Here is a 23,146-nt window from a genome sequence, read left to right on the forward strand (position 1 = left end):
CTATACGCACTTCTGACATTGCGCTGTTTATAAGAAAAATTCTCATTCGGCTTGTCCGAGCGTTCCGTCAAAAACGTTTGATGATTTCGATACCACGAATAGCGCAGGACATAAAAGTGATTTTTTTGTTGATAAATTCAAAAAAGTGGGTTAACGCCTCGTACTATAAGGTCTTAACCCACTTTTATCCGCTACTTTTCTGCTATACCCTTTTCAAGGGTTTTAAAAAACACCATAAAATACTACCGCACTTTAGGAGTATCGATCGGATTCTGTGATGAAGTAGCGCGAAAATCTTAACCGGTAGTCAATATCCAGCTTCCATCAGCCTGCAATTCTAAACGCTGTTGATGCAACGGCACCAACGCCGAACGATGCCCTACGCTGATAATCGTCGTATTCGGCAATGTGTGGCGAATGAGACGATACATGGCGTTTTCCAATCCTTCGTCAAGACTGGCGGTGGCTTCGTCTAAAAAGGCGACTTGTGGCTTGTGCAATAATAAACGGGCGAAAGCAAGGCGTTGTTGTTCACCAAGGGATAAAATGCGACTCCAGTCTTGTTCCTGTGCCAAACGATCCTGTAAATGAGCCAGCTGAACCTGTTTTAACACCTTGCTGACCTCTGTCAAATCCGCCTTTTCTATGGAGCTCGGATAATACAGCGCTGTGAGTAAATCCCCTTGTGGCAGATAAGGGCGCTGCGAGAGGAACAAGGTATTGTGTTGCGGGCAGAACACTTCTCCTTGAGCGTATAACCATAGCCCCGCTACGGTGCGTAATAAGGTGGTTTTACCTACGCCCGATTGCCCTTGGATGAGCAAAGAATGTCCTTGCGGTAGGGTGAGATTGAGATCTTTAATCAGCGTTTTGCCAAGGGGGGATTTGACGCTGAGATGTTGGAAAATCACATCGCTCGGGTGGTCGGAAATGTGAGTTTTGCTTTCTTTTTGTGCCGCTTCGACGCTGTATTTGAAACCGGTTAAACGGTCTAACGTGGCTTTATATTCGGCGAAATTGTCGTAAGTGTTACGGAAAAAGGAGAGATTTGAGTGTAACTGCCCGAAAACCTGTAAGGTTTGCATTAAGTCGCCCAGTTTAATTTGTTTTTCAAAATAGCGACCCACTTGAATGAGTAGCGGAAACACCACCGAAATTTGGCTTACCACCAAGTTGAACCCGGAGAATTTTAACGTCCGGAACACGATGCCCCACATGTTGCCGATAACCGAGCGAAATTGTTTATATAGATGGCTTTTTTCCACTTTTTCACCAGTATAGAACGCGATACTTTCGGCGTATTCTTTTACGCGAATTAAGGAATAACGATAGTTCGCGTTTAATTTTTCATTAGCGAAATTCAAGCGGATTAAGGGTTTTCCGAGCCAGAAGGCGATGAGCGTGGTGAAAATCACGTAAGCGAACACCAAGAACACCATCATGTGCGGAATTTTTACTCCCAGCACGCTCATTGGACCCGCCAATCCCCACAACAAAATGGTGTAGGAAATCATGGAGGTGACAGCATTAATCACGCCGGTGCTAAGGGAAAGGGTGGTTTTGACGTAAGCTTGCACGTCTTGTTGAATCCGTTGATCGGGGTTGTCCAGATTATGACCGGTATATTGGCTTTTATAGTAAGCGCGATTGCTCATCCATTTTTCTACCATTTCGCTATTCAGCCATTCAATCCAGTTAATGGAAAAGCGTTGGCTGACATAATAGCTAATAAGCGCCGAGAGGACGGAAAAGCCGGCAATAAAGCCAAAGAGGATCATTTGATTCCAAAACACCGGTTCGTTGAATTCCTGGAGCGAGGTGTACAGATTGTTGTACCAAGTAGAGTACACCAGGCTAAGACGCACGCTAAAGAGTGTCAAGGTGACGATTAAAGTGAAAAATAGCAGCGGTTTGATGCTGCGCTTCGGCGAAAGATAGCCGCCGGCGAACATCCAGAATTGTTTGCCCCAGCTGGTGAGATGCACTAATAAAAAAATACTGAAACTGAAAACAACGGCGGTAATTGCCAAGGTTTTTGCAATCCAAAGTAAAGAAGTGATAATTTCCTGAGTATGATCCATCATATAATCCGATAACAAAAAAGTGCGGTTCATTTTAAAAAGATTTTCTTATTAGGCAAGTAAAAATGTGATGGAGGTGGCATTTTTTAGCTTTACTTCAGCAAGTGAAAAATCAACTTGTTATAATCTTTTCAGCTAATTTTGTTTGAGGTAGATATGAGCGATATTGCAATTACGACGAGCCTATTAGCGTTAGTTGCCGTTATCGGGCTATGGATCGGACATTGGAAAATCAAAGGCGTCGGTTTCGGCGTGGGGGGCGTGCTGTTCGGTGGAATCATCGTGGCGCATTTTACCAATGAATACGGGCTGAAGCTGGATATGCACACGTTGCATTTCGTGCAGGAATTCGGCTTAATTCTGTTTGTTTATACCATCGGGATTCAGGTTGGTCCGGGATTTTTCTCATCGTTGCGCCGTTCAGGATTAAAACTGAACGGTTTTGCATTTTTAATCGTGCTGCTCGGCGGGCTCACTGTGGTAGTGATTCATAAGTTTGCGGGCGTGCCGTTGGATATTATCTTGGGGATTTATTCCGGAGCGGTAACCAATACGCCGTCTCTCGGTGCGGGACAACAGATTTTAAGCGAATTGGGCTTTGCTGATGCAAACACCACCATGGGGACAGCATACGCAATGGCTTATCCTTTCGGTATTTGCGGGATTTTGTTATGTATGTGGCTCATTCGCCTGGCGTTTAAAGTGAAAGTGGACGACGAAGAACGTAATTTCCAGCATGAAAGCGGGCAGGATAAAGAATCTTTGGGCTCCATTAACGTAAAAGTAACCAACAAAAACCTGGATGGTTTGCGCTTGGCGGATATTCCGGGTTTTGAAAGTCATGATGTGGTCTGTTCCCGTTTGAAACGTGGTGACGACATCAGCGTGCCGAAAGCCGATACAGAAATTTTTCCGGATGACGTGTTACACTTGGTAGGAGAAACGCCGGCATTGAAAAAAATGCGTTTGGTCATCGGCGAGGAATTGGATTTACCGATTTCCAACATCAGCGGCGAAATTCGTGCCGAACGGGTTGTCGTTACCAGCGAAAAAGTGCTGGGCAAGAAAATCAAATCGCTGGGTATTCACCAAAAATACGGTGTGGTGATTTCCCGTTTGAACCGTGCCGGGGTGGAACTGGTGCCGACCGCCAACACCAGCCTGCAATTCGGTGACGTGTTGCACATGGTCGGGCGCACCGATGTGTTAAATAACGCCATTTCCGTGATCGGTAACGCCGAACAAAAATTACAACAAGTGCAAATGTTACCGGTGTTTATCGGGATCGGCTTGGGTGTGTTGTTGGGCTCCATTCCGTTTTACATTCCCGGTTTTCCGGTGGCATTAAAACTCGGTTTGGCGGGCGGTCCGTTAGTGGTCGCATTGATTTTGGCACGGATCGGTAGTGTGGGAAAACTGTATTGGTTTATGCCGCCGAGCGCCAACCTTGCTTTGCGTGAAATCGGGATCGTTCTGTTCCTGGCGGTGGTCGGGTTAAAATCGGGCGGCAGCTTCCTGGATACCCTGCTTAACGGCAGCGGTTTGGAATGGATGGGCTACGGCGTGATTATTACTTTGGTTCCGCTGCTGATTACTGGCATTGTTGCCCGCTTATACAGCAAGCTCAATTACCTTTCCCTGTGCGGCGTGCTGGCGGGTTCCATGACCGATCCGCCGGCGCTGGCTTTCGCCAATGCTATTAAAGAAGAAAGCGGCGCGGCGGCATTGTCTTATGCCACAGTGTATCCGCTCGCCATGTTCCTGCGGATTATTTCACCGCAGTTATTGGCGTTGCTGTTGTGGAGTTTCGCCTAGTAAAAAACGCGATAAAAACCGACCGCACTTTATGCGACGACAGATTTCGCCGTGTAAAGTGCGGTCGGTTTTTGCGGCATTTTCCAATGTTTGCTTCACAGGTTAGGCAAGATCCATTAAAATGAACCAATTTTTGTTAACACAAAAGGGAAAAATATGAGCCAACCGATTTATAAAAGAATTCTGTTAAAACTCAGTGGTGAAGCCTTACAAGGCGATGAAGAATTCGGTATCGATCCTTCCATTTTGGATAGAATGGCGTTAGAAATTAAGGAGCTCGTCGAAATGGACGTGGAGGTCGGCGTTGTGTTGGGTGGTGGCAATTTATTCCGCGGTGCCAAACTTGCCAAAGCCGGTATGAACCGCGTGGTAGGCGACCACATGGGGATGTTGGCGACGGTGATGAACGGTTTGGCGATGCGTGACGCGCTGCACCGCGCCGATGTCAACGCCAAATTAATGTCCGCCTTTCAGTTAAACGGTATTTGCGATACCTACAACTGGTCCGAAGCCATCAAAATGTTACGCGAAAAACGCGTCGTGATTTTCTCTGCCGGCACCGGCAGCCCTTTCTTTACCACCGATTCCGCCGCTTGTTTACGCGGTATTGAAATTGAAGCGGATGTGGTGTTAAAAGCCACCAAAGTGGATGGCGTGTACGACTGCGATCCGGCCAAAAATACCAATGCCAAACTGTATAAAAACTTAACCTATGCGGAAGTCATCGATAAAGAATTAAAAGTGATGGATCTTGCCGCCTTTACCCTCGCCCGCGACCACGGTATACCAATTCGGGTCTTCAATATGGGTAAACCGGGCGCATTACGCCAAGTCATCCTCGATACCGATGTCGGCACGACCATTTGTTAAGCGGGGTTTCGTGAAAAGGAAAAACGGTAGAAATGATTTTCTACCGTTTTTTGTATGAAAAAAACACATGAAAATTCGACCGCACTTTGTTGCCCATCAAAAAATAAAATACAGCAAAAATTTACGCCTGAAAGCCGTGCTTCCAAAAGAAAATGATTCAAAATTTTACAAAAATCCAGTAGAATCACGCCGTTTTATCTTTATTTATTAAAAAGGAAAGTTGAATGATTAAGCAAATTAAACAAGATGCCGAAGACCGTATGGAAAAAAGCCTGGACGCGTTAAAAGGGCATATTGCAAAAATCCGTACTGGTCGTGCGCAGCCAAGTTTATTGGATGCGATTCAAGTGGATTATTACGGTTCTGCAACACCGTTACGCCAATTAGCCAATGTGGTGGCGGAAGATGCGCGTACGTTGGCGGTGACCGTATTCGATCGTTCTTTGATTCAAGCGGTGGAAAAAGCCATTTTGACTTCCGATTTAGGCTTAAATCCGTCTTCTGCCGGCACCACCATTCGCGTGCCGCTACCACCATTAACGGAAGAACGTCGTCGTGAGTTAATCAAAATCGTGAAAGCGGAAGGCGAACAGGGCAAAGTGGCGATTCGTAACGTGCGCCGTGATGCTAACGATAAAATCAAAGCCTTGTTAAAAGACAAAGAAATCAGCGAAAACGATCAGCACAAAGCGGAAGAGGTGATTCAAAAATTAACCGATAGCTTCATCAAAAAAGTGGATGATGTGTTGGCGGACAAAGAAAAAGAATTACTTGATTTCTAATTGCTGAACATCGCTAAACACGGACGCAGTGGCTTACTGCGTCTTTTCTTATGCGGGCGCGTTTATTTTATTGCCCGACAACTCTGCAAAGTGCGGTCAAAATTTTATGCAAAACAAACAAAAGGTCGTGATTCTCGGTGCTACAGGTTCTATCGGCAACAGCGCCCTGTCGGTGATTGAACACAATCCGGAAAACTATGAGGCGTTTGCCTTGGTGGGCGGTTCCAATGCGACGGCGATGTTTGAAAAATGCCTGAAATTTCGACCGCACTTTGTTGCTTTAGCTGATGAATACGCAGCGAAAGTATTGCGCGAAAAATTAACGGCTCATCAGATTCCAACCCAAGTTTTGGCGGGGCAGCAGGCGATTTGTGAATTGAGTGCGCATCCTGATGCAGACATGGTGATGGCGGCGATTGTGGGTGCGGCGGGCTTGTTACCGACCCTATCTGCAGTTAAAGCGGGTAAGAAAGTGTTACTGGCGAACAAAGAGGCGCTGGTGACTTGCGGTCAAATTTTTATTGATGCCGTGAAACAGCATGGCGCGCAATTATTGCCGGTGGACAGCGAACATAACGCCATTTTTCAATCGTTGCCACCACAGGCGCAGCAACAAATCGGTTTTTGCCCGTTGGCGGATTTGGGCATCAGCAAAATCGTGCTGACCGGTTCCGGCGGACCTTTCCGTTATACGGCGTTAAGCGAATTTGACGGCATTACGCCGGAACAAGCGGTAGCGCATCCGAACTGGTCTATGGGCAAGAAAATTTCCGTGGATTCCGCCACCATGATGAACAAAGGCTTGGAATATATTGAAGCCCGCTGGTTGTTTAACGTGTCCGCCGACGAAATGGAAGTGATTATTCACCCGCAATCCATTATTCATTCTATGGTGCGTTATATCGACGGCAGCGTCATCGCGCAAATGGGCAATCCTGATATGCGCACGCCGATCGCCGAAACCATGGCGTATCCGCACCGCACGTTTTCCGGCGTCGCGCCGCTAGATTTCTATCAATTAAACGGGCTGACTTTTTTGGCACCGGACTATCAACGTTATCCTTGCTTGAAACTCGCCATCGAGGCGTTCGCCGCCGGTCAATATGCTACGACGGCAATGAATGCCGCCAATGAAATCGCTGTGCAGGCATTTTTAGATCGCCAAATTAAATTTACCGACATTGCCAAACTTAATCAGGCGGTGGTGGAACAAATTGCACCGCAACAAATCAAACAAATTGATGATGTGTTGGACGTCGATCGCGCAGCGCGTGAGTGCGCGCGTAAACAATTGGCACATTGGTCTCACTGACGCTTAAACAGAGAATGGATAATGACAGAACTGGATCCGAATAATATTCCGCAACATGTTGCCATTATTATGGACGGCAACGGGCGTTGGGCGAAACAGCAGGGCAAAATGCGCATTTTCGGGCATAAAAACGGCGTGGCGGCGGTGCGTGAGGCGGTGTCTTACGCGCGTAAAATCGGTGTGAAATATTTAACTTTATATGCGTTTAGCAGTGAAAACTGGAATCGCCCCGAGCAGGAAGTCAGTGCGCTGATGAATTTGTTTATGCAGGCGTTGGATTTTGAACTAAAAAAACTGCATAAAAATAATATTCGATTGAAGATTCTGGGCAATGTTGCGCGCTTCAGTGAAGGGTTACAGGAAAAAATTAAGAACGCGGAAAAATTAACGGAAAATAACACCGCACTTACTTTAAATATCGCGGCGAATTACGGCGGTCGTTGGGACATTGTACAGGCGGCACAACAGCTGGCACAAAAAGTACAGACGCAACAACTTGCCGTAACGGAAATTGACGAAGCGTTGTTGCAACAACATTTGGTTACGCAAGACGATCCGGAAGTGGATTTGCTTATTCGCACCAGCGGCGAGCAGCGCATCAGCAATTTTTTATTATGGCAAGCCGCCTATGCCGAATTTTATTTTTCCGATGTGCTTTGGCCGGATTTTAATGAAGCCGAGTTTCATCAGGCGATCCTATCTTATCAACAGCGTCATCGTCGTTTTGGCGGGACGGAATAACAGAGGAATTTATCGTGCTTAAACAACGGGTTTTATCGGCGATTGTGTTAATTGCCATTGTATTCGCCACGTTATTTTTATTCTCACCTTATTATTTTGCGCTCGCCTTAGGTGTGGTTGTGGTGCTGGGCATTTGGGAATGGACTCAGTTCTTTAATTTCAAACAACCGACATTCTGGCGTTATGCCACCACCGTGTTAAGTGCGGTGTTTTTGTTCCTGTGGATTTATGATGAAGGCAATTATCTGGATGCCGGTCGGGTTTTTGAACATTATGCTCAACCGATTTTATTGGGCGCAGTGATTTGGTGGTTGGTGGCGTTATCTTTTGTGGTGAGTTACCCGAAAAGCAGCAATCTTTGGGCAAAACATTCCGTGCTGCAATTTTTCTTTGCCTTTTTTACGCTGATTCCGTTTTTAATCGGCGTGTTATTGCTACGTTTGGATAATTATGTAGCGCAACCTTATTACGGCATTATGTTGCTGTTGTATGTGTTTATTCTGGTTTGGGTGGCGGATTCCGGGGCGTATTTTGTGGGACGTAAATTCGGTAAACAAAAATTGGCGCCGAAAGTATCGCCAAGTAAATCCTGGCAGGGCGCAATCGGCGGTTTGGTGATGGCGGGCATCGTTTCTGCGATTTTCGTGAATGTTACGCAACAAAGTTTGATTAAAGATATTTCGCCGCCGGCATTTATTGCATTGTCTGTGGTGACGGTAGCCATTTCGATTCTGGGCGATTTAACGGAAAGTATGTTCAAACGCCAAAGCGGCATTAAAGACAGCAGTAACCTGATTCCGGGGCACGGTGGCATTTTGGACAGAATTGACAGCCTGACTGCTGCCGTACCGTTCTTTGCATATTTCTATTTCTTTGTATTGTAGGATTGGCTATGTCATTTTTGTGGTCGACAGTTTCATTTCTGATTGTTATCGCCGTCTTGGTGGCGGTACACGAATACGGACACTTTTGGGCGGCGAGAAAGTGCGGTGTAAAAGTTCATCGTTTTTCTATCGGCTTCGGCAAAGTGATCTGGTCGCGTACCGATAAACGGGGGACGGAGTTTGCCGTATCGGCGATTCCCCTCGGTGGTTATGTGAAAATGCTGGACGGACGCAATGAAGAGATTCCGCCTGAATTTGCCGCGCAAGCCTTCGATAACAAAACCGTCGCGCAACGTGCGTTCATTATCGCTGCCGGACCTTTAGCCAATTTCTTATTTGCTATTCTGGCGTATTTCGTTATTTACTCCATCGGTGTCCCCAGCATTAAACCAGTGATCGAGGAAGTTCAACCTCATTCCATTGCTGCAAAGGCACAAGTTTCACCAAATACCCAGATTACTGAAGTTGACGGTGTTGTTACGCCGGATTGGGAAACAATTAATCTGTTGCTGGCGACTAAAACGGGCGAAAGCAAGGTGGAATTAACCTTGGTAGAGTTTGGTTCTACCATTGAGCAACACAAAATTTTAGATTTATCTAACTGGACTTTTAATCCCGAAAAAGAAAGTGCTTTCGGCTCACTAGGAATTGTTCCGGTAAGAACCAAAGTGGATATGACTTTGTCTAAAGTCAATAATCATTCCCCTGCGCAAAAGGGAGGGTTGTTGGTCGGTGATAAATTATATTGGTCGGACGGTAAAGAAATTGTCTGGCAGGATTTTATCGAACAGGTTCAACAGGGCAAACCGTTAGCTTTAAAAGTGGAACGCAACGGTGAATGGCTGGAAAAAACCATTACTCCGGAGCTTAATGACAAAAAGCGTTGGTTTGTGGGCATTTCACCGACTTTTTACCCGGTGGCTGATGAATATCGTACCGAATTAAAGTATGATATGCTCGAATCTCTACAGAGGGCGGTTGAAAAGACATTCCAACTCTCTTGGTTAACTATAAAAGTGATCGGTAAATTGCTCATCGGCGAATTATCGTTGAATAACTTGGGTGGTCCGATTTCCATTGCACAGGGCGCAGGTGCATCATCTGAACTAGGTCTGATTTACTATTTAAGCTTTATGGCGTTAATCAGCGTGAATTTAGGTGTGATGAATCTCTTTCCGTTGCCGGTGTTAGACGGCGGGCATTTGGTCTTCCTGGCGCTGGAAGCCCTTAAAGGAAAACCGGTTTCCGAACAGGTCCAGAATATCAGTTATCGAATTGGTGCGGTCTTATTATTGATGTTAATGGGATTCGGACTGATCAATGATTTTTTACGTTTAAATTAGTTTTGATACAGGATAAAAATGACGATGAAAAAACTTTTAATTGCAAGCTTATTGTTTAGCTCAACCGCCGCGCTTGCCGGACCTTTCGTGGTACAGGACATTCGTGTTGACGGCGTTCAGGCGGGAACCGAAAGTAATATTATCGCAAGTTTGCCGGTTCGTGTCGGGCAAAAAATTAACGATGCCAATATTGCCGGTGTAGTACGTAACTTGTTTTTAACCGGTCAATACGAAGATGTTAAAGCTTCCCAACAAGGTAATACCTTAGTCATTTCCGTGGTGCCGAAAGCAATTATTTCCGATGTGGTGCTGGACGGTAACAAATCCATTCCTAATGATGCATTAAAACAAAATTTAAATGCCAATGGCTTCCAGAAGGGCGATATATTAAATCGTGAAAAACTTGAAGCCTTTCGTAAAAGTTTAGAAGATCATTATCACAGCGTCGGGCGTTATAACGCAAAAGTGGAAACTATCGTAAATCCGCTGCCAAATAACCGCGCTGAAGTGAAAATTCAAATCAAAGAGAACGATGTGGCGTTATTAAAAGGCGTGACCTTTGTGGGTAACCAGGTCTTTGATAGCGACAGATTGCAAGATCAAATGGAACTTCAACCGGATGCCTGGTGGAAGTTATTCGGCAATAAATTCGATTCAACCCAATTCTCCAAAGATTTAGAAACCATTCAAAATTATTATTTGGATCGTGGTTATGCCAAAGCGCAAATCGTTGATAATGATGTTCAGCTAAATGATGAAAAAACCGAAGCACGCGTCACTATTAACGTCTCTGAGGGTGAAAAATATACCGTCAATGGCGCACGTATCGTGGGTGATGTGGGCGGTATGAGCGAGCAGCTGGCACCATTATTGAAGCAAATTCATATCGGCGAAGAATTCCATCGTAGCGATGTGCAAGCCGTTGAAGACAGCATTAAATCCACCTTGGGCGAACGTGGTTACGGTAGCGCACAAGTGAACGTTCAACCTGACTTTAACGATGATGCCAAAACCGTCGGGTTAAGTTTTGTGGTGGATGCGGGCAAACGTTATTCCGTTCGTCAAATTCGTTTTGAAGGCAACACCGTCAGCGCGGACAGCACATTACGTCAGGAAATGCGTCAACAAGAAGGCAGCTGGTTATCTACTGATCTAGTTGAATTGGGTAAAGTGCGGTTAGATCGTACGGGATTTTTTGAAACCGTAGAAAGCCGCACCGAGCCGGTCGAAGGTACCGGCGATGAAGTGGATGTCATTTATAAAGTGAAAGAGCGTAACACCGGTAGTATTAACTTCGGTGTGGGATATGGTACGGAAAGCGGTTTAAGCTACCAAGCAAGTATCAAACAGGATAACTTCCTCGGCATGGGTTCCTCATTAAGCTTGGCGGGTTCCCGTAACGATTACGGCACCAGCGTTAACTTAGGCTATAACGAACCGTACTTCACTAAAGACGGGGTTAGCTTAGGCGGTAATATATTCTTCGAAAATTATGATAACTCCAAAAACTCGACATCCGCGTCCTATGCGCGTACCACTTACGGTGGTAACTTAACATTAGGCTTCCCGGTGAATGAAAATAATGCCTACTATATCGGCTTGGGCTATGCCTATAACAAACTGAAAAATATCACGCCTGAATATAATCGGGCCTTATATTTAGCTTCCTTAAACTATAACGAATGGACCTTCAAATCACACGATTATGATATTTCCTTCGGCTGGAACTACAACAGTTTGAACCGTGGTTTCTTGCCAACCAAAGGGGTGAAAGCCTCTATTGGCGGCAAAGTCACGATTCCGGGTTCCGATAACAAATACTACAAACTGAACGCCGATGTACAAGGTTTCTATCCGCTTAACCGCGATCAAACCTGGGTATTATCCGGACGTTTAGGTGCGGCTTATGCCAACGGCCTCGGTGGTAAGCGTCTGCCGTTCTATCAAACTTACACTGCGGGCGGTATCGGTAGCTTACGTGGTTTCGCCTACAGCGCGATTGGTCCGCAAGCAATTTATATCAATCCGAGGGTGAATGGATGTAGCGGTTCCGGTGTGAATGTCAATTCAAGCTGTTATAACATTGTGAACGGTGATATTGTGGGCGGTAATGCTATGGCAACGGCAAGTGTGGAATTAATCGTGCCGACTCCGTTTGTTGCCGAAAAAAACCAAAACTCCGTGCGCACTTCCTTCTTTGTGGATGCTGCCAGTGTTTGGGATACACATTGGAAGGGTGAAAAAGCCAAATTTACGAATTTGAAATTACCGGATTACGGTGATCCTTCCCGTGTTCGTGCTTCTGCCGGTCTTGCCTTCCAATGGCAATCACCGATTGGTCCGTTAGTTTTCTCTTATGCGAAACCGATTAAGAAATACGAAAATGATGATATTGAGCAATTCCAGTTCAGTATCGGCGGTTCTTTCTAGTCAAGATGAGCTTCTCATAGAAAACGGGACATCTGAAAAATACCGGTGCCGTTAAAGCGGCACTGAAAATTCACATTTAATTCACAAAAAGGAAAAATCGAAACATGAAAAAAATCGTAAAACTTACCGCACTTTCTTTGGCCTTAGCTTTCTCTTCTTTAGCCATGGCTGACGAAAACATTGCATTTATTAGCGCAGAGTACCTTTTCCAAAATCACCCTGATCGCAAAGCGGTAGCAGAAAAATTAGAAGCCGAATTTAAACCGACCGCAGATAAATTAGCAGAAAACAAAAAACAAATTGATACCAAGATCGCCGATATTCAGAAAAAAGTAGAAGCGAAAGTGGCTGCATTACAAAAAGATGCGCCGAAATTGCGTTCTGCCGACGTCAAAAAGCGTGAAGATGAAATCAATAAATATGGCAACGACCAGCAAGAGGAAATTAATAAATTAATCGCCGAACATGATCAAAAAGCAAAAGAATTCCAAGAGAACTATGCTAAACGTGAAAATGAGGAAACTGAAAAATTAGTCGCCAGTATTCAAGCCGCGACTAACAATGTCGCGAAACAAAAAAATTATACGTTAGTGCTTGATGATCGTTCCGTTGTCTATGGTATAGATGGTAAAAACATCACCGAAGAAGTGTTAAAAGCAATTCCGGCACAGGCTAAATAATGAGAACTTATTCTCTTTCTGAATTAGCACAGCAAATCGGCGCTACCATTCGTGGTAACGCCGATGTTGTTGTTAGCAATATTGCCCCTTTAGACAAGGCAAACGAACGGCAACTGACCTTTATTTCTAATGTCAAATTCCGAGAACTATTGGTGCAGTCGAAAGCGGGAATTTTGGTGGTTTCCGAAGCGGATGTGGAATTTTGCTCTCCGGACAGCAACCTGCTTATTGTTAAAGACCCTTATGTCGCCTATGCCAAACTGGCGCAATATATGGATACCACCCCTAAAGCGGCGAGTGGCATCGCCAAAAGTGCGGTCATTGCTGAAGGCGTTTTTCTTGGTGAAAATGTGTCCATCGGCGCTAATGCGGTGATTGAATCCGGCGTGGAATTGGGGGATAACGTAGTGATAGGCGCCAATTGCTTTGTGGGTAAAAACACAAAAATCGGTGCAAATACCCAACTTTGGGCGAATGTCTCCGTGTATCACGACGTACAAATCGGTCAGCATTGCCTGATTCAATCCGGCGCGGTGATTGGCAGTGACGGTTTCGGTTACGCCAATGAACGCGGCAAATGGATTAAAATCCCGCAGGTGGGGCAGGTAATTATCGGCAATAACGTGGAAATCGGCGCTTGCACCTGTATCGACCGCGGCGCCTTGGATGCCACGGTGATTGAAGATAACGTGATCATCGATAACCTGTGCCAAATCGCCCATAATGTGCATATCGGTACCGGCACGGCAGTGGCGGGCGGTGTGATTATGGCGGGCAGCCTGACGGTCGGTCGCTATTGTTTAATCGGTGGTGCCAGTGTGATTAATGGTCACATGGAAATCTGCGATCAAGTGACGATTACCGGCATGGGCATGGTGATGCGTCCGATTACCGAACCGGGCGTGTATTCTTCCGGTATTCCATTGCAAACCAACAAAGAATGGCGTAAAACCGCTGCATTGACGCTGGGTATTGACGGATTGAATAAGCGCATCAAGGCATTAGAAAAAAAAGTAAAATAAGATGAGCTACGAATAGTTCATTTTGTGTTAATCATACAAATAACGTATAATCCGCGCTGATTTTGTTTATTATTTTAGTATTGAAGGTAAACCTGTGACTGAACAAAACTCAAGAATTATCGAATCACACGAAATAATGCAATTATTGCCCCATCGTTATCCATTTTTATTAGTTGATCGCGTGATTAACTTTGAAGAAGGTAAATGGTTAACTGCAATTAAGAATATTAGCGTAAACGAGCCCTGTTTTACCGGGCACTTCCCGGATAATCCGATTTTACCGGGGGTGTTAATTCTTGAAGCCTTGGCACAAGCTATGGGCATTTTGGCATTTAAAACCCATGAATTGGTAGGTGGCGAAATTTTCTATTTCGCCGGTGTAGATGAAGCCCGCTTTAAACGTCCGATTATTCCGGGCGATCAAATGGTATTACACGTTGAAGTCATTAAAGAACGTCGCGGTATTACCGCGTTCACGGCAACCGCAACCGTCGATGGTGAAGTGGCTTGCGAAGCGAAGTTAATGTGTGCCCGCCGTGTAGCATAAATCAATATAAGAGGATAAACATGATTCACCCAACTGCAAAAATTCATCCTCAGGCGATCGTTGAAGAAGGCGCTAAAATCGGCGAGAACGTGGTCATCGGTCCTTTTACCATTATCGGTAAAGATGCAAAAATCGGTAAAGGTACCGTTATTCATTCCCATGTTGTGATTAACGGCAACACTAAAATCGGCGAAGATAATGAAATTTATCAGTTCGCCAGTATCGGTGAAGTGAACCAGGACTTGAAATATCAAGGTGAACCGACCCGCGTAGTGATCGGCAACCGTAACCGCATTCGTGAAAGTGTGACTATTCATCGCGGTACGGCACAAGGCGGTGGTGTGACGAAAATCGGCGACGACAATTTACTCATGATTAACGTGCATATTGCGCACGATTGTCTGATAAAAAACCGTTGTATTTTAGCCAATAATGCTACGCTTGCCGGCCATGTGCAACTGGATGATTTTGTTGTTGTGGGAGGCATGTCCGCAATTCACCAATTTGTGGTTATCGGTGCGCATGTGATGTTGGGTGGTGGTTCTATGGTCAGCCAGGATGTCCCGCCGTATGTGATGGCACAAGGTAATCATGCACAACCGTTCGGCGTGAACATTGAAGGTTTGAAACGTCGTGGTTTTGATAAGTTAACCATGCGTACTATTCGTAATGTGTACAAAATGATTTACCGTAGTGGGAAAACATTAGAAGAAGTGATGCCGGAAATTGAGCAAATTGCCGAGACCGAATCGGCCATAAGCTTTTTCGTTGAGTTTTTCAAGCGTTCAAAACGCGGCATTATTCGCTAATCTCAACAGATAAAACACCCCATTTTCCGACCGCACTTTGATCTCATCCGTCAAAAGTGCGGTCGTTTTTTTCAGAGTTTTTATATGTCAGATTTCATTGCAACAAAGGATTCCCCGCTTATCGCCCTCACTGCCGGCGAAGTGTCCGGCGACATTCTCGGCGCCGGTTTGATTAAATCCCTCAAAGTGCGTTATCCCAATGCCTGTTTTATCGGCATCGGCGGACCACGCATGATTGCGGCAGGCTTTGAAAGCCTGTTTGATATGGAAGAACTTTCCGTTATGGGTTTGGTGGAAGTACTTAAGCATCTGCCGCGCCTGCTGAAAATTCGCCGCCGTATTATTCAACAATTATTGGCGTTAAAGCCGGATGTGTTTATCGGCATCGACGCACCGGATTTTAATCTGGATGTGGAGCTTAAACTCAAACAAAACGGCATTAAAACCATTCATTACGTCAGCCCGTCGGTGTGGGCGTGGCGTCAGAAACGCGTGTATAAAATCGGTGCGGCAACCAATTTGGTGCTGGCGTTTTTGCCTTTTGAGAAAGCCTTTTACGATCGCTTTAACGTGCCTTGCCGTTTTATCGGGCACACCATGGCAGACGCCATTCCGTTGAAACCGAATCGCGCGGAAGCCTGCCGTTTGCTCAATCTGGACGAAAACCAACATTATCTTGCTATCCTCGTTGGCAGCCGCAGTAGTGAAGTGGAATTTCTTGCCGAACCTTTTTTGCAAACCGCCCAATTATTGCGCCAACGTTATCCTGATTTACAATTTCTGGTGCCGTTAATTAACGCCAAGCGCCGTCAGCAATTTGAACAAATCAAACAACGCGTGGCACCGGATTTAGATGTTATCCTGTTAGACGGCAATGCCCGCGCCGCCATGATTGCCGCCAAAGCAACCTTACTCGCGTCAGGCACGGCGGCATTAGAGGCGATGTTATGCAAATCACCGATGGTGGTGGGCTATCGCATGAAGCCGTTCACGTATTTCCTGGTGAAATGTTTGGTGAAAATCAAGTATATTTCCCTGCCGAATCTGCTGGCGGATGAAATGTTGGTGCCGGAGCTAATTCAGGCAGAATGTAATCCGACTAATTTGGTGGAAAAACTGTCGGTATATTTGGATACAGATGAAAGTACGGTCAAAAATCGCAACATTTTAATTCAACGTTTCACCGAGTTGCACAAAATGATTCAATGCGATGCCGATCAACAGGCAGCACAGTCGGTGATTGATTTACTGGAGCAGAAAAATGGATAAATTTACCTATCCCCAAGGCTATGAACTGATTGCCGGTGTAGATGAAGTAGGGCGAGGTCCTTTGGTGGGAGCAGTAGTGACGGCGGCGGTGATTTTGGATCCGAAGCAGCCTATTGAAGGGCTGGCGGATTCCAAAACACTCTCGGAAAAGAAACGGTTATTACTGGCAGAAGAAATTAAGCAAAAAGCGTTGGCATGGGCGCTCGGGCGGGCGGAACCGCATGAAATCGACGAATTGAATATTTTACATGCGTCCATGCTTGCCATGGAGCGGGCGATAAAACACCTGAAAATTCGACCGCACTTTGTGTTGGTGGATGGCAATCGGATTCCGCCGAATCTCATGATTCCCGCGCAAGCCGTTGTCAAAGGGGATGTGTTGGTGCCGGAAATCAGCGCGGCGTCTATTTTGGCAAAAGTGGCGCGCGATCAGGAAATGATAGTGCTGGATAAAAAATATCCGCACTATGCATTTGCTAAGCACAAAGGCTATCCCACCAAGCTACATTTGGAAAAATTAAGGGAATTTGGCGTGCTGCCGGAATACCGCCGCAGTTTTGCACCTGTTAAAAAATTACTAAAATCGCTATAATTCAGCCAATAATAACAAGCCTTCATTGCAGAGGTGGCTATGAGTCAAATCTCTCATTTCTTCAATTCATTCCAACCGGAACCGTGGTTATGGGTTGTTTTGTTGCTGATTGCCGCCGTCATTCTTTTCATTCGCAATCACATCCGCATGGACATTGTCGCCGTGTTGGTGATGTTAGCTTTCAGCCTCAGCGGCATTTTGACTGTTGAAGAAGTCTTCGCCGGATTCAGTGATCCGAATATCATCTTAATTGCTTTATTGTTTATCGTCGGGGAAGGTCTGGTGCGTACCGGCGTGGCGTATCAAGTGAGTGAATGGTTACTCAAAGCTTCCCATAACAGCGAATCGCGCGTGCTGGTCTTCATGATGCTGGCGGTAGCGGGGCTCGGCGCATTTATGAGTTCTACCGGCGTGGTGGCGATTTTTATTCCTGTGGTATTAATGATTTGCCAGCAAATGAATATTTCGCCCAAACGCCTGATGATGCCGCTCAGCGTGGCAGGCTTGATTAGCGGTATGCTGACCTTAATCGCCACGGCACCGAACTTAGTGGTAAATGCCGAGTTGGTACGGGAAGCCGGTATGCGCCTGAAATTCTTTGATCTCACGCCCATCGGTTTAGTGATTTTGCTCCTTGGCATCGGTTATATGCTAGTGGCGCGCCGTTGGCTGAAATCCGGCACCAAAGCCGATAATAACAAGCTGGATAAACGTTCCATAAGTGATTTGATCCATGAGTACGGCTTGCAACTGCGGGCGCAACGTTTCGTGGTGAAAAAAGGTTCCGCGATTATCGGTAAAAATCTGGATGAATTGCATTTACGTTCCAAATATGGTTTGAATGTGTTGGCGATTGAACGCTGGAAGCGTTTTCGTCCGCTGTTTATTGCGGCGCTGGGAACGTCTGAAGTGCGTGAAAAAGACATTCTGTTGATGGACATCAGCGATCCCGAATTAGACATAGAAACCTTTTGTACGGAATATAACCTGGAACGGGCAGAAATTCGTGCGCAGTATTTTTCCGAACAAGCCAGTTCCATCGGCATGGCAGAATTGATTTTGGTGCCGAATTCCGATTGTATCGGTAAATCCACCGAACAGTTACGCTTCCGTTCCAAATACGACTTAAATGTGGTGGGTATCAAACGTGATGGCGAGGTGTTGGACGGGCATTTTGTCGAAATGCCGTATAAAGCCGGTGATTTGTTGCTAGTCGTCGGTGACTGGAAACTAATTCAGCAAATGCGTAGCCACAGCAAAGACTTCTTCGTGTTGAATTATCCGAGCGAAATTACCCGTGCCGTACCCGCGCAAAGCCAAGCGCCTTATGCGTTACTCAGCATTGCGGTAATGGTGTTGTTAATGGTTACCCGCCTCGTGCCGAACGTAGTTGCCGCCTTGATTGCCTGTTTAATGCTCGGTTATTTCCGTTGTGTGGACAGCAAAAGCGCGTACGAATCCATACATTGGTCGAGTTTAGTGCTGATTGTGGGCATGATGCCGTTTTCCCTTGCTTTGCAAAGAACCGGCGGGGTTTCGATGATTGTGGATTTAATGTTACATCTGGTGGGTGGCATGGGCAAACACTGGATTTTGATCAGCCTGTTTATTCTCACGGCGGTGGTTGGTTTGTTTATCTCCAACACCGCCACGGCGATTTTGATCGCGCCGATTGCCATCACTATGGCGCACCAGCTGAATTTATCGCCGGTGCCGTTTGCGATGGTCGTTGCTATCGCTGCTTCCGCTGCCTTTATGACGCCGGTTTCCTCGCCGGTGAATACGATGGTCTTCGGTCCCGGCGGCTATAAATTCGCGGATTTCGTGAAAGTCGGCGTACCGTTTACGCTCTTAGTGATGTTGGTTAGTGTGTTCCTCATTCCTTTTCTCTTTCCCTTTAACCCTTAAGGCGCAGTGTATGAGTATTTACGATCTAAAACCCAAATTCCAAAATCTGTTACGTCCCTTTACTGTTAAATTGGCGCAACATGGTGTCACCGCCAATCAGGTGACATTAGCCGCCTGTGCCGTTTCCGTGATTTTAGGGCTGATTTTGACCGCACTTTCTGCCTATCATTGGCTTTTTATCCTCATTCCGCTTTGGTTGTTTGTGCGCATGGCACTTAACGCGATTGACGGCATGCTAGCGCGCGAGTTTAACCAAAAATCCCGTCTGGGCGGTTACTTAAATGAAATTACCGATGTGGTGTCCGACGCGGCACTTTATTTGCCTTTTGCGTTGATTTTTCCCTTTGATGCTTTCCAAATCGGCTTGATTATTTGGCTTTCGGCATTGACGGAATTTTGCGGCGTGTTGGGGCAAGTGCAAGGCAAAACCCGCCGTTATGACGGCCCGTTGGGAAAAAGCGATCGCGCGTTCTTCTTTGGCATTTTAGGTCTTTTTTATGCCCTTATCCCGACGTTACCTGCCTGGCTTTATTGGGCAGCCTGGGTAGTGGTAATTCTACTGATAATGACTTGTATAAAACGGGTTAAATCAGGTTTAGCCGAAGCAGATAACCTCTAGGAGCACAATCATGTTAGCCAAACTCATTGATTTTCTACTGTGTCGTTTCACCTCGTTTATCACCGGTGTGCGTGCGCAGAAAAATGTGGAACAGCAATCGGCGGATAAGCACCGCTTGTATTTTGCCAACCATAACAGCCACGGCGATTTTATTTTACTGTGGGTTTCCTTGCCTTATCCGGTGCGTAAGAACACCCGTCCGGTTGCCGGTGCGGATTATTGGACGAAAGGACCGATTCGCCGTTTTTTGGCATATAAGGTTTTTAATATGCTGTTGATCGACCGTGGCGGCGATAACCCGCAAGCCATCACCGAACAAATCAGCGACGCCTTGCAGCATCATTCCTTGATTATTTTTCCGGAAGGCACACGCAAAATGGAAGACGATTTGCCGTTACAACCGTTCAATAGCGGGCTATATTATCTGGCGAAACAAAATCCGCAGTTGGAAATGGTGCCGGTGTGGATCAGCAATATGCACAATGTGCTGCCGAAAGGCTTTGTGGTGCCGATTCCGTTATTGTGCGATTTGTATATGGACGAACCGTTATTTTATCGTGACGATGAAAACAAAGCCGCATTTTTAACCCGTGCCGAGCAGGCGTTGTTAAGTTTGAATGTAACCGAAAAAGGGAGAGCATAATGGAAATGTGGAAACTGTTCGGTGGTTTGATGATCACCTTAATTATCGCTTCTTCAATCGGTTACGGTTTAAAACTTAAAGTAGGTTGGTCCACGCCGCACGTTGTGATTGACAACTTAAACGCACGCATTAACGCCTGGTGGGTGATGATTTTAATCATCTTCGCCGCTGCCGCCTTGGGTTTTTACGGCATCATCTTTTTATTCTTCGTGATTTCCTTTATGGCATTACGGGAATTTCTCTCGTTGCTTTACATTCGCCGTGGTGACCATTTGGCGCTCGCAGCCTGTTTTTATGTCATCCTGCCCGTGCAATACATTCTGGTGGCAATCGACTGGTTCAGTATGTTCACCATTTTCATTCCGGTGTACGGCTTCCTATTTCTCCCGATCCTCTCCGCCCTGTTGGGCGACACCGCGCATTTCCTGGATCGCTCCACCAAAGTGCAATGGGCGCTGATGATCAGCGTATTTTGTATTTCCCACATTCCTGCCATGCTGACTTTAGATATTGCCGGTTTTGAAGGCAAAAATTTACTGCTGATGATCTTCCTGATTCTGGTGGTGCAGGCGAGCGACGTGTTGCAATATGTGTGGGGCAAATTATTCGGTAAACACAAAATTGCGCCGAGACTGTCGCCATCTAAAACCGTGGAAGGTTTTGTAGGCGGTATGGTGAGCGCCAGCGTACTAGGCGGATTGCTTTATTGGCTGACGCCGTTTAGCCCGGTGCAAGCGGTGTTAATGAGCTTATTGATTTGTCTGATGGGCTTTTTAGGCGGCTTGGTGATGTCCGCCATGAAACGCAGCATGGGCGTAAAAGACTGGGGCAATATGATAAGCGGACACGGCGGAATGCTGGATCGCATGGATTCCCTATGCTTTGCCGCGCCAATTTTCTTCCATGTCGTCAGATATTATTGGACCTAGGGCGATGACTTGCGATAGTGCGTTGCAATGTGTTATCACAAACATCACCGTGAATTCATGACTAACAGATTTAAAAAACGAGGGAAAAAATGACCGCACTTTTAAAGATTGGTTTAGTGTCCGTCTCCGATCGGGCGTCACAAGGGATTTATCCGGATCAAGGCATTCCCGAATTACGCAACTGGTTACAACAGGCATTGGCGGATTCTTTTGAGGTGGTGGAGCGTCTCATTCCCGATGAACAGGCGGAAATAGAACGCACTCTGTGCGAACTGGTGGATGAGCAACATTGTCATTTGGTGCTGACCACCGGCGGCACGGGCCCGGCAAAACGCGACGTGACCCCGGATGCCACCCTCGCCGTCGCCGACCGCGAAATGCCCGGTTTCGGTGAACAAATGCGTCAGGTCAGCCTGCATTTTGTGCCGACGGCGATTCTCTCCCGCCAAGTGGGCGTTATCCGTAAAGAAAGCCTAATCCTGAATTTGCCCGGACAGCCGAAAGCCATCAAAGAAACGCTGGAAGGGGTAAAAGACAAACAGGGCAACGTTCTGGTCAAAGGGATTTTCAGCGCCGTGCCATACTGTCTGCAACTTATCAACGGCTTATACATAAACACCAAACCCGACGTCATTGTCAGTTTCAGACCCCAATCTGCTTGTCGTGATTAAGCACCGTTAAAAATATAATGCTCTTTAGTTGTTTTAACAGAACAGCCAAACAAGTTTTTACTGGTTCTTTTTATTCAGAAAATATTTAATAAACACTAGTTTTAAAAGCGCAAGCACGTAAAAATCCCAACAAAAAAAGTAATGCCAGTAAGGATATTCAGAGGAATTTAGCGTGGTTTTAGGCGCTTTATCAAGATAACATTGCAGGCTCTTACCAAAGAGTAATTTTTATAATCTTCCCAAATTTGTATTGGATTAAGTTTACTTTTGAAAGAAAACACTTTATTGCAGTGCGGGCACTTATAGCGCTGAAGATGATTTTGTGTGTCATACTTTTGAATCGGGTGATGTTGGCAAAAAAATGCACTTTTTGTTCATAAATTCAAAAGAACCTAATTTTAACTTAGGTTTAAGGACTGTACTAGATAACGAAACAAAATTCCATTCAGGTTAGAATACCCAATGAGAAAAAGTCGTTTCAGTCAGCATAAACAAAAATACTGCCGCTTATTATTTTATCTTTATCGCCTGCGTTTACTTATTTACTAGACAAGTCACTAATTTAGTGATGTTTGAAGGGGAAATTTAAACCGATGAAAGTTATTTTGGTGGTGCCCGTAACGGTAAACGTAGTCGTGGTGCTGTCGGAAAAGTTGCTGTCTTTGGGTTCCTTAAGCATAATGACAAGATTTATACCGTCGCCGTTCCTAATACCAAATCAGCGACCTTATTGCCCATTATTCGAGAGCAATTCAAGCCTGATAGCACCGTTTACACGGACACTTACCCCGGTTATGATGTACTTGATGTGAGATAATTTAGTCATTTTCGCATCAATCATAGTACGCATTTTGCTGAAAATCATAACCATATTAACGGAACTGAGAATTTCAGGAATCAGGCAAAACGCCATTTACGAAAGTTCATTTTGAGCTTTATCTAAAGAATGTAAGTGGTATTTTAATCACAGTGAATTAAAATTTCAAATTTTCACTTTAAAATAATTAAGGAAAATTTAGTCTATTATCTATACCAACCCGCACGTAAAACGTGCGGTTCTTAGACTATCCTATTTCCACATTTCTGTAGTCACATAATTGCCTTAATATGCTACCTATATCCGTTCTAAGCCTTCCGTAAATGGCTTTTCTTCTATATTTCGGGGTGAAGACGATGTGATACTTACAGTTCCATTTGGT

Annotated in this window: 20 protein-coding genes and 3 pseudogenes; 20 read left to right on the forward strand and 3 right to left on the reverse strand. The window is 45.6% G+C overall.

Annotated features, from left to right (window positions below):
* Positions 1-296: 296 nt before the first annotated feature.
* Positions 297-2,081, reverse strand: coding sequence for an ABC transporter ATP-binding protein/permease (locus A3CS_RS0109465; protein WP_102873381.1), 1,785 nt, complete (start codon positions 2,079-2,081; stop codon positions 297-299).
* A 156-nt stretch (positions 2,082-2,237) separates the two neighbouring features.
* Between A3CS_RS0109465 and A3CS_RS0109470 the strand changes: the two genes are divergently transcribed.
* From A3CS_RS0109470 to mog, 19 genes are all read left to right on the forward strand, one after another.
* Positions 2,238-3,896, forward strand: coding sequence for a putative transporter (locus tag A3CS_RS0109470; protein ID WP_005548641.1), 1,659 nt, complete (start codon positions 2,238-2,240; stop codon positions 3,894-3,896).
* 156 nt (positions 3,897-4,052) lie between these two features.
* Positions 4,053-4,766: a UMP kinase gene (gene pyrH, locus A3CS_RS0109475; protein WP_005548639.1), complete on the forward strand. Its 714-nt coding sequence runs from the start codon at positions 4,053-4,055 to the stop codon at positions 4,764-4,766.
* 224 nt (positions 4,767-4,990) lie between these two features.
* Positions 4,991-5,548, forward strand: a complete 558-nt coding sequence (gene frr, locus A3CS_RS0109485) for a ribosome recycling factor (RefSeq protein WP_005548637.1) — start codon at positions 4,991-4,993, stop codon at positions 5,546-5,548.
* A gap of 28 nt (positions 5,549-5,576) precedes the next feature.
* Positions 5,577-6,860 carry a 1-deoxy-D-xylulose-5-phosphate reductoisomerase gene (gene ispC / locus A3CS_RS0109490; RefSeq protein ID WP_005548635.1) on the forward strand — a complete coding sequence of 428 codons (1,284 nt, stop codon included), beginning with the start codon at positions 5,577-5,579 and terminating at the stop codon, positions 6,858-6,860.
* Positions 6,861-6,881: 21 nt separating this feature from the next.
* Positions 6,882-7,601 (forward strand): polyprenyl diphosphate synthase, encoded by a 720-nt coding sequence (uppS, locus tag A3CS_RS0109495; protein WP_005548633.1) that lies wholly within the window; start codon positions 6,882-6,884, stop codon positions 7,599-7,601.
* A 14-nt stretch (positions 7,602-7,615) separates the two neighbouring features.
* Positions 7,616-8,485, forward strand: a complete 870-nt coding sequence (locus A3CS_RS0109500) for a phosphatidate cytidylyltransferase (protein WP_005548631.1) — start codon at positions 7,616-7,618, stop codon at positions 8,483-8,485.
* An 8-nt stretch (positions 8,486-8,493) separates the two neighbouring features.
* On the forward strand, positions 8,494-9,828 hold the full coding sequence (gene rseP / locus A3CS_RS0109505; protein ID WP_005575594.1) for a sigma E protease regulator RseP: 1,335 nt from the start codon (positions 8,494-8,496) through the stop codon (positions 9,826-9,828).
* Positions 9,829-9,852: 24 nt separating this feature from the next.
* Positions 9,853-12,258, forward strand: a complete 2,406-nt coding sequence (gene bamA / locus A3CS_RS0109510) for an outer membrane protein assembly factor BamA (protein ID WP_026161197.1) — start codon at positions 9,853-9,855, stop codon at positions 12,256-12,258.
* Positions 12,259-12,362: 104 nt separating this feature from the next.
* Positions 12,363-12,938, forward strand: a complete 576-nt coding sequence (locus tag A3CS_RS0109515; RefSeq protein WP_019518442.1) for an OmpH/Skp family outer membrane protein — start codon at positions 12,363-12,365, stop codon at positions 12,936-12,938.
* Positions 12,938-13,960 carry a UDP-3-O-(3-hydroxymyristoyl)glucosamine N-acyltransferase gene (gene lpxD, locus A3CS_RS0109520; protein WP_005548623.1) on the forward strand — a complete coding sequence of 341 codons (1,023 nt, stop codon included), beginning with the start codon at positions 12,938-12,940 and terminating at the stop codon, positions 13,958-13,960. Before A3CS_RS0109515 ends, lpxD begins: the two co-directional genes overlap by 1 nt.
* Positions 13,961-14,096: 136 nt before the next feature.
* A complete protein-coding gene (fabZ, locus tag A3CS_RS0109525; protein ID WP_005540417.1) occupies positions 14,097-14,507 on the forward strand; it encodes a 3-hydroxyacyl-ACP dehydratase FabZ in 411 nt (136 codons plus the stop codon).
* A 20-nt stretch (positions 14,508-14,527) separates the two neighbouring features.
* Complete coding sequence (lpxA, locus tag A3CS_RS0109530) at positions 14,528-15,316, forward strand: acyl-ACP--UDP-N-acetylglucosamine O-acyltransferase (RefSeq protein WP_005548620.1); 789 nt, start codon at positions 14,528-14,530, stop codon at positions 15,314-15,316.
* 84 nt (positions 15,317-15,400) lie between these two features.
* Positions 15,401-16,585 carry a lipid-A-disaccharide synthase gene (lpxB, locus tag A3CS_RS0109535; RefSeq protein ID WP_005548618.1) on the forward strand — a complete coding sequence of 395 codons (1,185 nt, stop codon included), beginning with the start codon at positions 15,401-15,403 and terminating at the stop codon, positions 16,583-16,585.
* The gene (gene rnhB, locus A3CS_RS0109540) at positions 16,578-17,177 is read left to right on the forward strand and encodes a ribonuclease HII (protein WP_005548616.1); all 600 of its coding nucleotides are present in this window, start codon (positions 16,578-16,580) and stop codon (positions 17,175-17,177) included. Before lpxB ends, rnhB begins: the two co-directional genes overlap by 8 nt.
* A 39-nt stretch (positions 17,178-17,216) precedes the next feature.
* Complete coding sequence (locus A3CS_RS0109545) at positions 17,217-19,085, forward strand: SLC13 family permease (protein ID WP_005575589.1); 1,869 nt, start codon at positions 17,217-17,219, stop codon at positions 19,083-19,085.
* A gap of 10 nt (positions 19,086-19,095) precedes the next feature.
* On the forward strand, positions 19,096-19,704 hold the full coding sequence (locus A3CS_RS0109550) for a CDP-alcohol phosphatidyltransferase family protein (protein ID WP_005548612.1): 609 nt from the start codon (positions 19,096-19,098) through the stop codon (positions 19,702-19,704).
* Positions 19,705-19,714: 10 nt separating this feature from the next.
* Complete coding sequence (locus A3CS_RS0109555) at positions 19,715-20,347, forward strand: lysophospholipid acyltransferase family protein (protein WP_005575588.1); 633 nt, start codon at positions 19,715-19,717, stop codon at positions 20,345-20,347.
* Positions 20,347-21,276 carry a phosphatidate cytidylyltransferase gene (locus A3CS_RS0109560; RefSeq protein WP_012820828.1) on the forward strand — a complete coding sequence of 310 codons (930 nt, stop codon included), beginning with the start codon at positions 20,347-20,349 and terminating at the stop codon, positions 21,274-21,276. The genes A3CS_RS0109555 and A3CS_RS0109560 overlap by 1 nt, the downstream gene beginning before the upstream one ends.
* Before the next feature lie 89 nt (positions 21,277-21,365).
* Positions 21,366-21,947: a molybdopterin adenylyltransferase gene (gene mog / locus A3CS_RS0109565; protein ID WP_005540434.1), complete on the forward strand. Its 582-nt coding sequence runs from the start codon at positions 21,366-21,368 to the stop codon at positions 21,945-21,947.
* Between the two features lie 167 nt (positions 21,948-22,114).
* Here the strand turns inward: mog and A3CS_RS1000000112580 are convergent.
* Positions 22,115-22,291: pseudogene (locus A3CS_RS1000000112580) on the reverse strand (hypothetical protein); the annotation flags it as partial.
* 137 nt (positions 22,292-22,428) lie between these two features.
* Here A3CS_RS1000000112580 and A3CS_RS1000000111725 point away from each other — a divergent pair.
* Positions 22,429-22,951, forward strand: a pseudogene (locus A3CS_RS1000000111725) (IS1595 family transposase); the annotation flags it as partial.
* 66 nt (positions 22,952-23,017) lie between these two features.
* Here A3CS_RS1000000111725 and A3CS_RS1000000111730 read toward each other — a convergent pair.
* A pseudogene (locus A3CS_RS1000000111730) lies at positions 23,018-23,146 on the reverse strand (transposase); the annotation flags it as partial.

The organism is Aggregatibacter actinomycetemcomitans DSM 8324 (genome assembly GCF_000372365.1).
GTDB classification, from domain to species: Bacteria; Pseudomonadota; Gammaproteobacteria; order Enterobacterales; family Pasteurellaceae; genus Aggregatibacter; species Aggregatibacter actinomycetemcomitans.

Excerpts from the sequence above, each read along its gene's own strand:
- rseP (WP_005575594.1), top strand. The coding sequence starts at position 8,494 with ATGTCATTTTTGTGGTCGACAGTTTCATTTCTGATTGTTATCGCCGTC.
- uppS (WP_005548633.1), top strand. The coding sequence starts at position 6,882 with ATGACAGAACTGGATCCGAATAATATTCCGCAACATGTTGCCATTATT.
- rnhB (WP_005548616.1), top strand. The coding sequence starts at position 16,578 with ATGGATAAATTTACCTATCCCCAAGGCTATGAACTGATTGCCGGTGTA.
- frr (WP_005548637.1), top strand. The coding sequence starts at position 4,991 with ATGATTAAGCAAATTAAACAAGATGCCGAAGACCGTATGGAAAAAAGC.
- A3CS_RS0109555 (WP_005575588.1), top strand. The coding sequence starts at position 19,715 with ATGTTAGCCAAACTCATTGATTTTCTACTGTGTCGTTTCACCTCGTTT.
- A3CS_RS0109470 (WP_005548641.1), top strand. The coding sequence starts at position 2,238 with ATGAGCGATATTGCAATTACGACGAGCCTATTAGCGTTAGTTGCCGTT.
- lpxD (WP_005548623.1), top strand. The coding sequence starts at position 12,938 with ATGAGAACTTATTCTCTTTCTGAATTAGCACAGCAAATCGGCGCTACC.
- A3CS_RS0109545 (WP_005575589.1), top strand. The coding sequence starts at position 17,217 with ATGAGTCAAATCTCTCATTTCTTCAATTCATTCCAACCGGAACCGTGG.
- A3CS_RS0109560 (WP_012820828.1), top strand. The coding sequence starts at position 20,347 with ATGGAAATGTGGAAACTGTTCGGTGGTTTGATGATCACCTTAATTATC.
- lpxB (WP_005548618.1), top strand. The coding sequence starts at position 15,401 with ATGTCAGATTTCATTGCAACAAAGGATTCCCCGCTTATCGCCCTCACT.
- mog (WP_005540434.1), top strand. The coding sequence starts at position 21,366 with ATGACCGCACTTTTAAAGATTGGTTTAGTGTCCGTCTCCGATCGGGCG.
- pyrH (WP_005548639.1), top strand. The coding sequence starts at position 4,053 with ATGAGCCAACCGATTTATAAAAGAATTCTGTTAAAACTCAGTGGTGAA.
- lpxA (WP_005548620.1), top strand. The coding sequence starts at position 14,528 with ATGATTCACCCAACTGCAAAAATTCATCCTCAGGCGATCGTTGAAGAA.
- A3CS_RS0109550 (WP_005548612.1), top strand. The coding sequence starts at position 19,096 with ATGAGTATTTACGATCTAAAACCCAAATTCCAAAATCTGTTACGTCCC.
- fabZ (WP_005540417.1), top strand. The coding sequence starts at position 14,097 with ATGCAATTATTGCCCCATCGTTATCCATTTTTATTAGTTGATCGCGTG.
- bamA (WP_026161197.1), top strand. The coding sequence starts at position 9,853 with ATGAAAAAACTTTTAATTGCAAGCTTATTGTTTAGCTCAACCGCCGCG.
- A3CS_RS0109515 (WP_019518442.1), top strand. The coding sequence starts at position 12,363 with ATGAAAAAAATCGTAAAACTTACCGCACTTTCTTTGGCCTTAGCTTTC.
- A3CS_RS0109465 (WP_102873381.1), bottom strand. The coding sequence starts at position 2,081 with ATGGATCATACTCAGGAAATTATCACTTCTTTACTTTGGATTGCAAAA.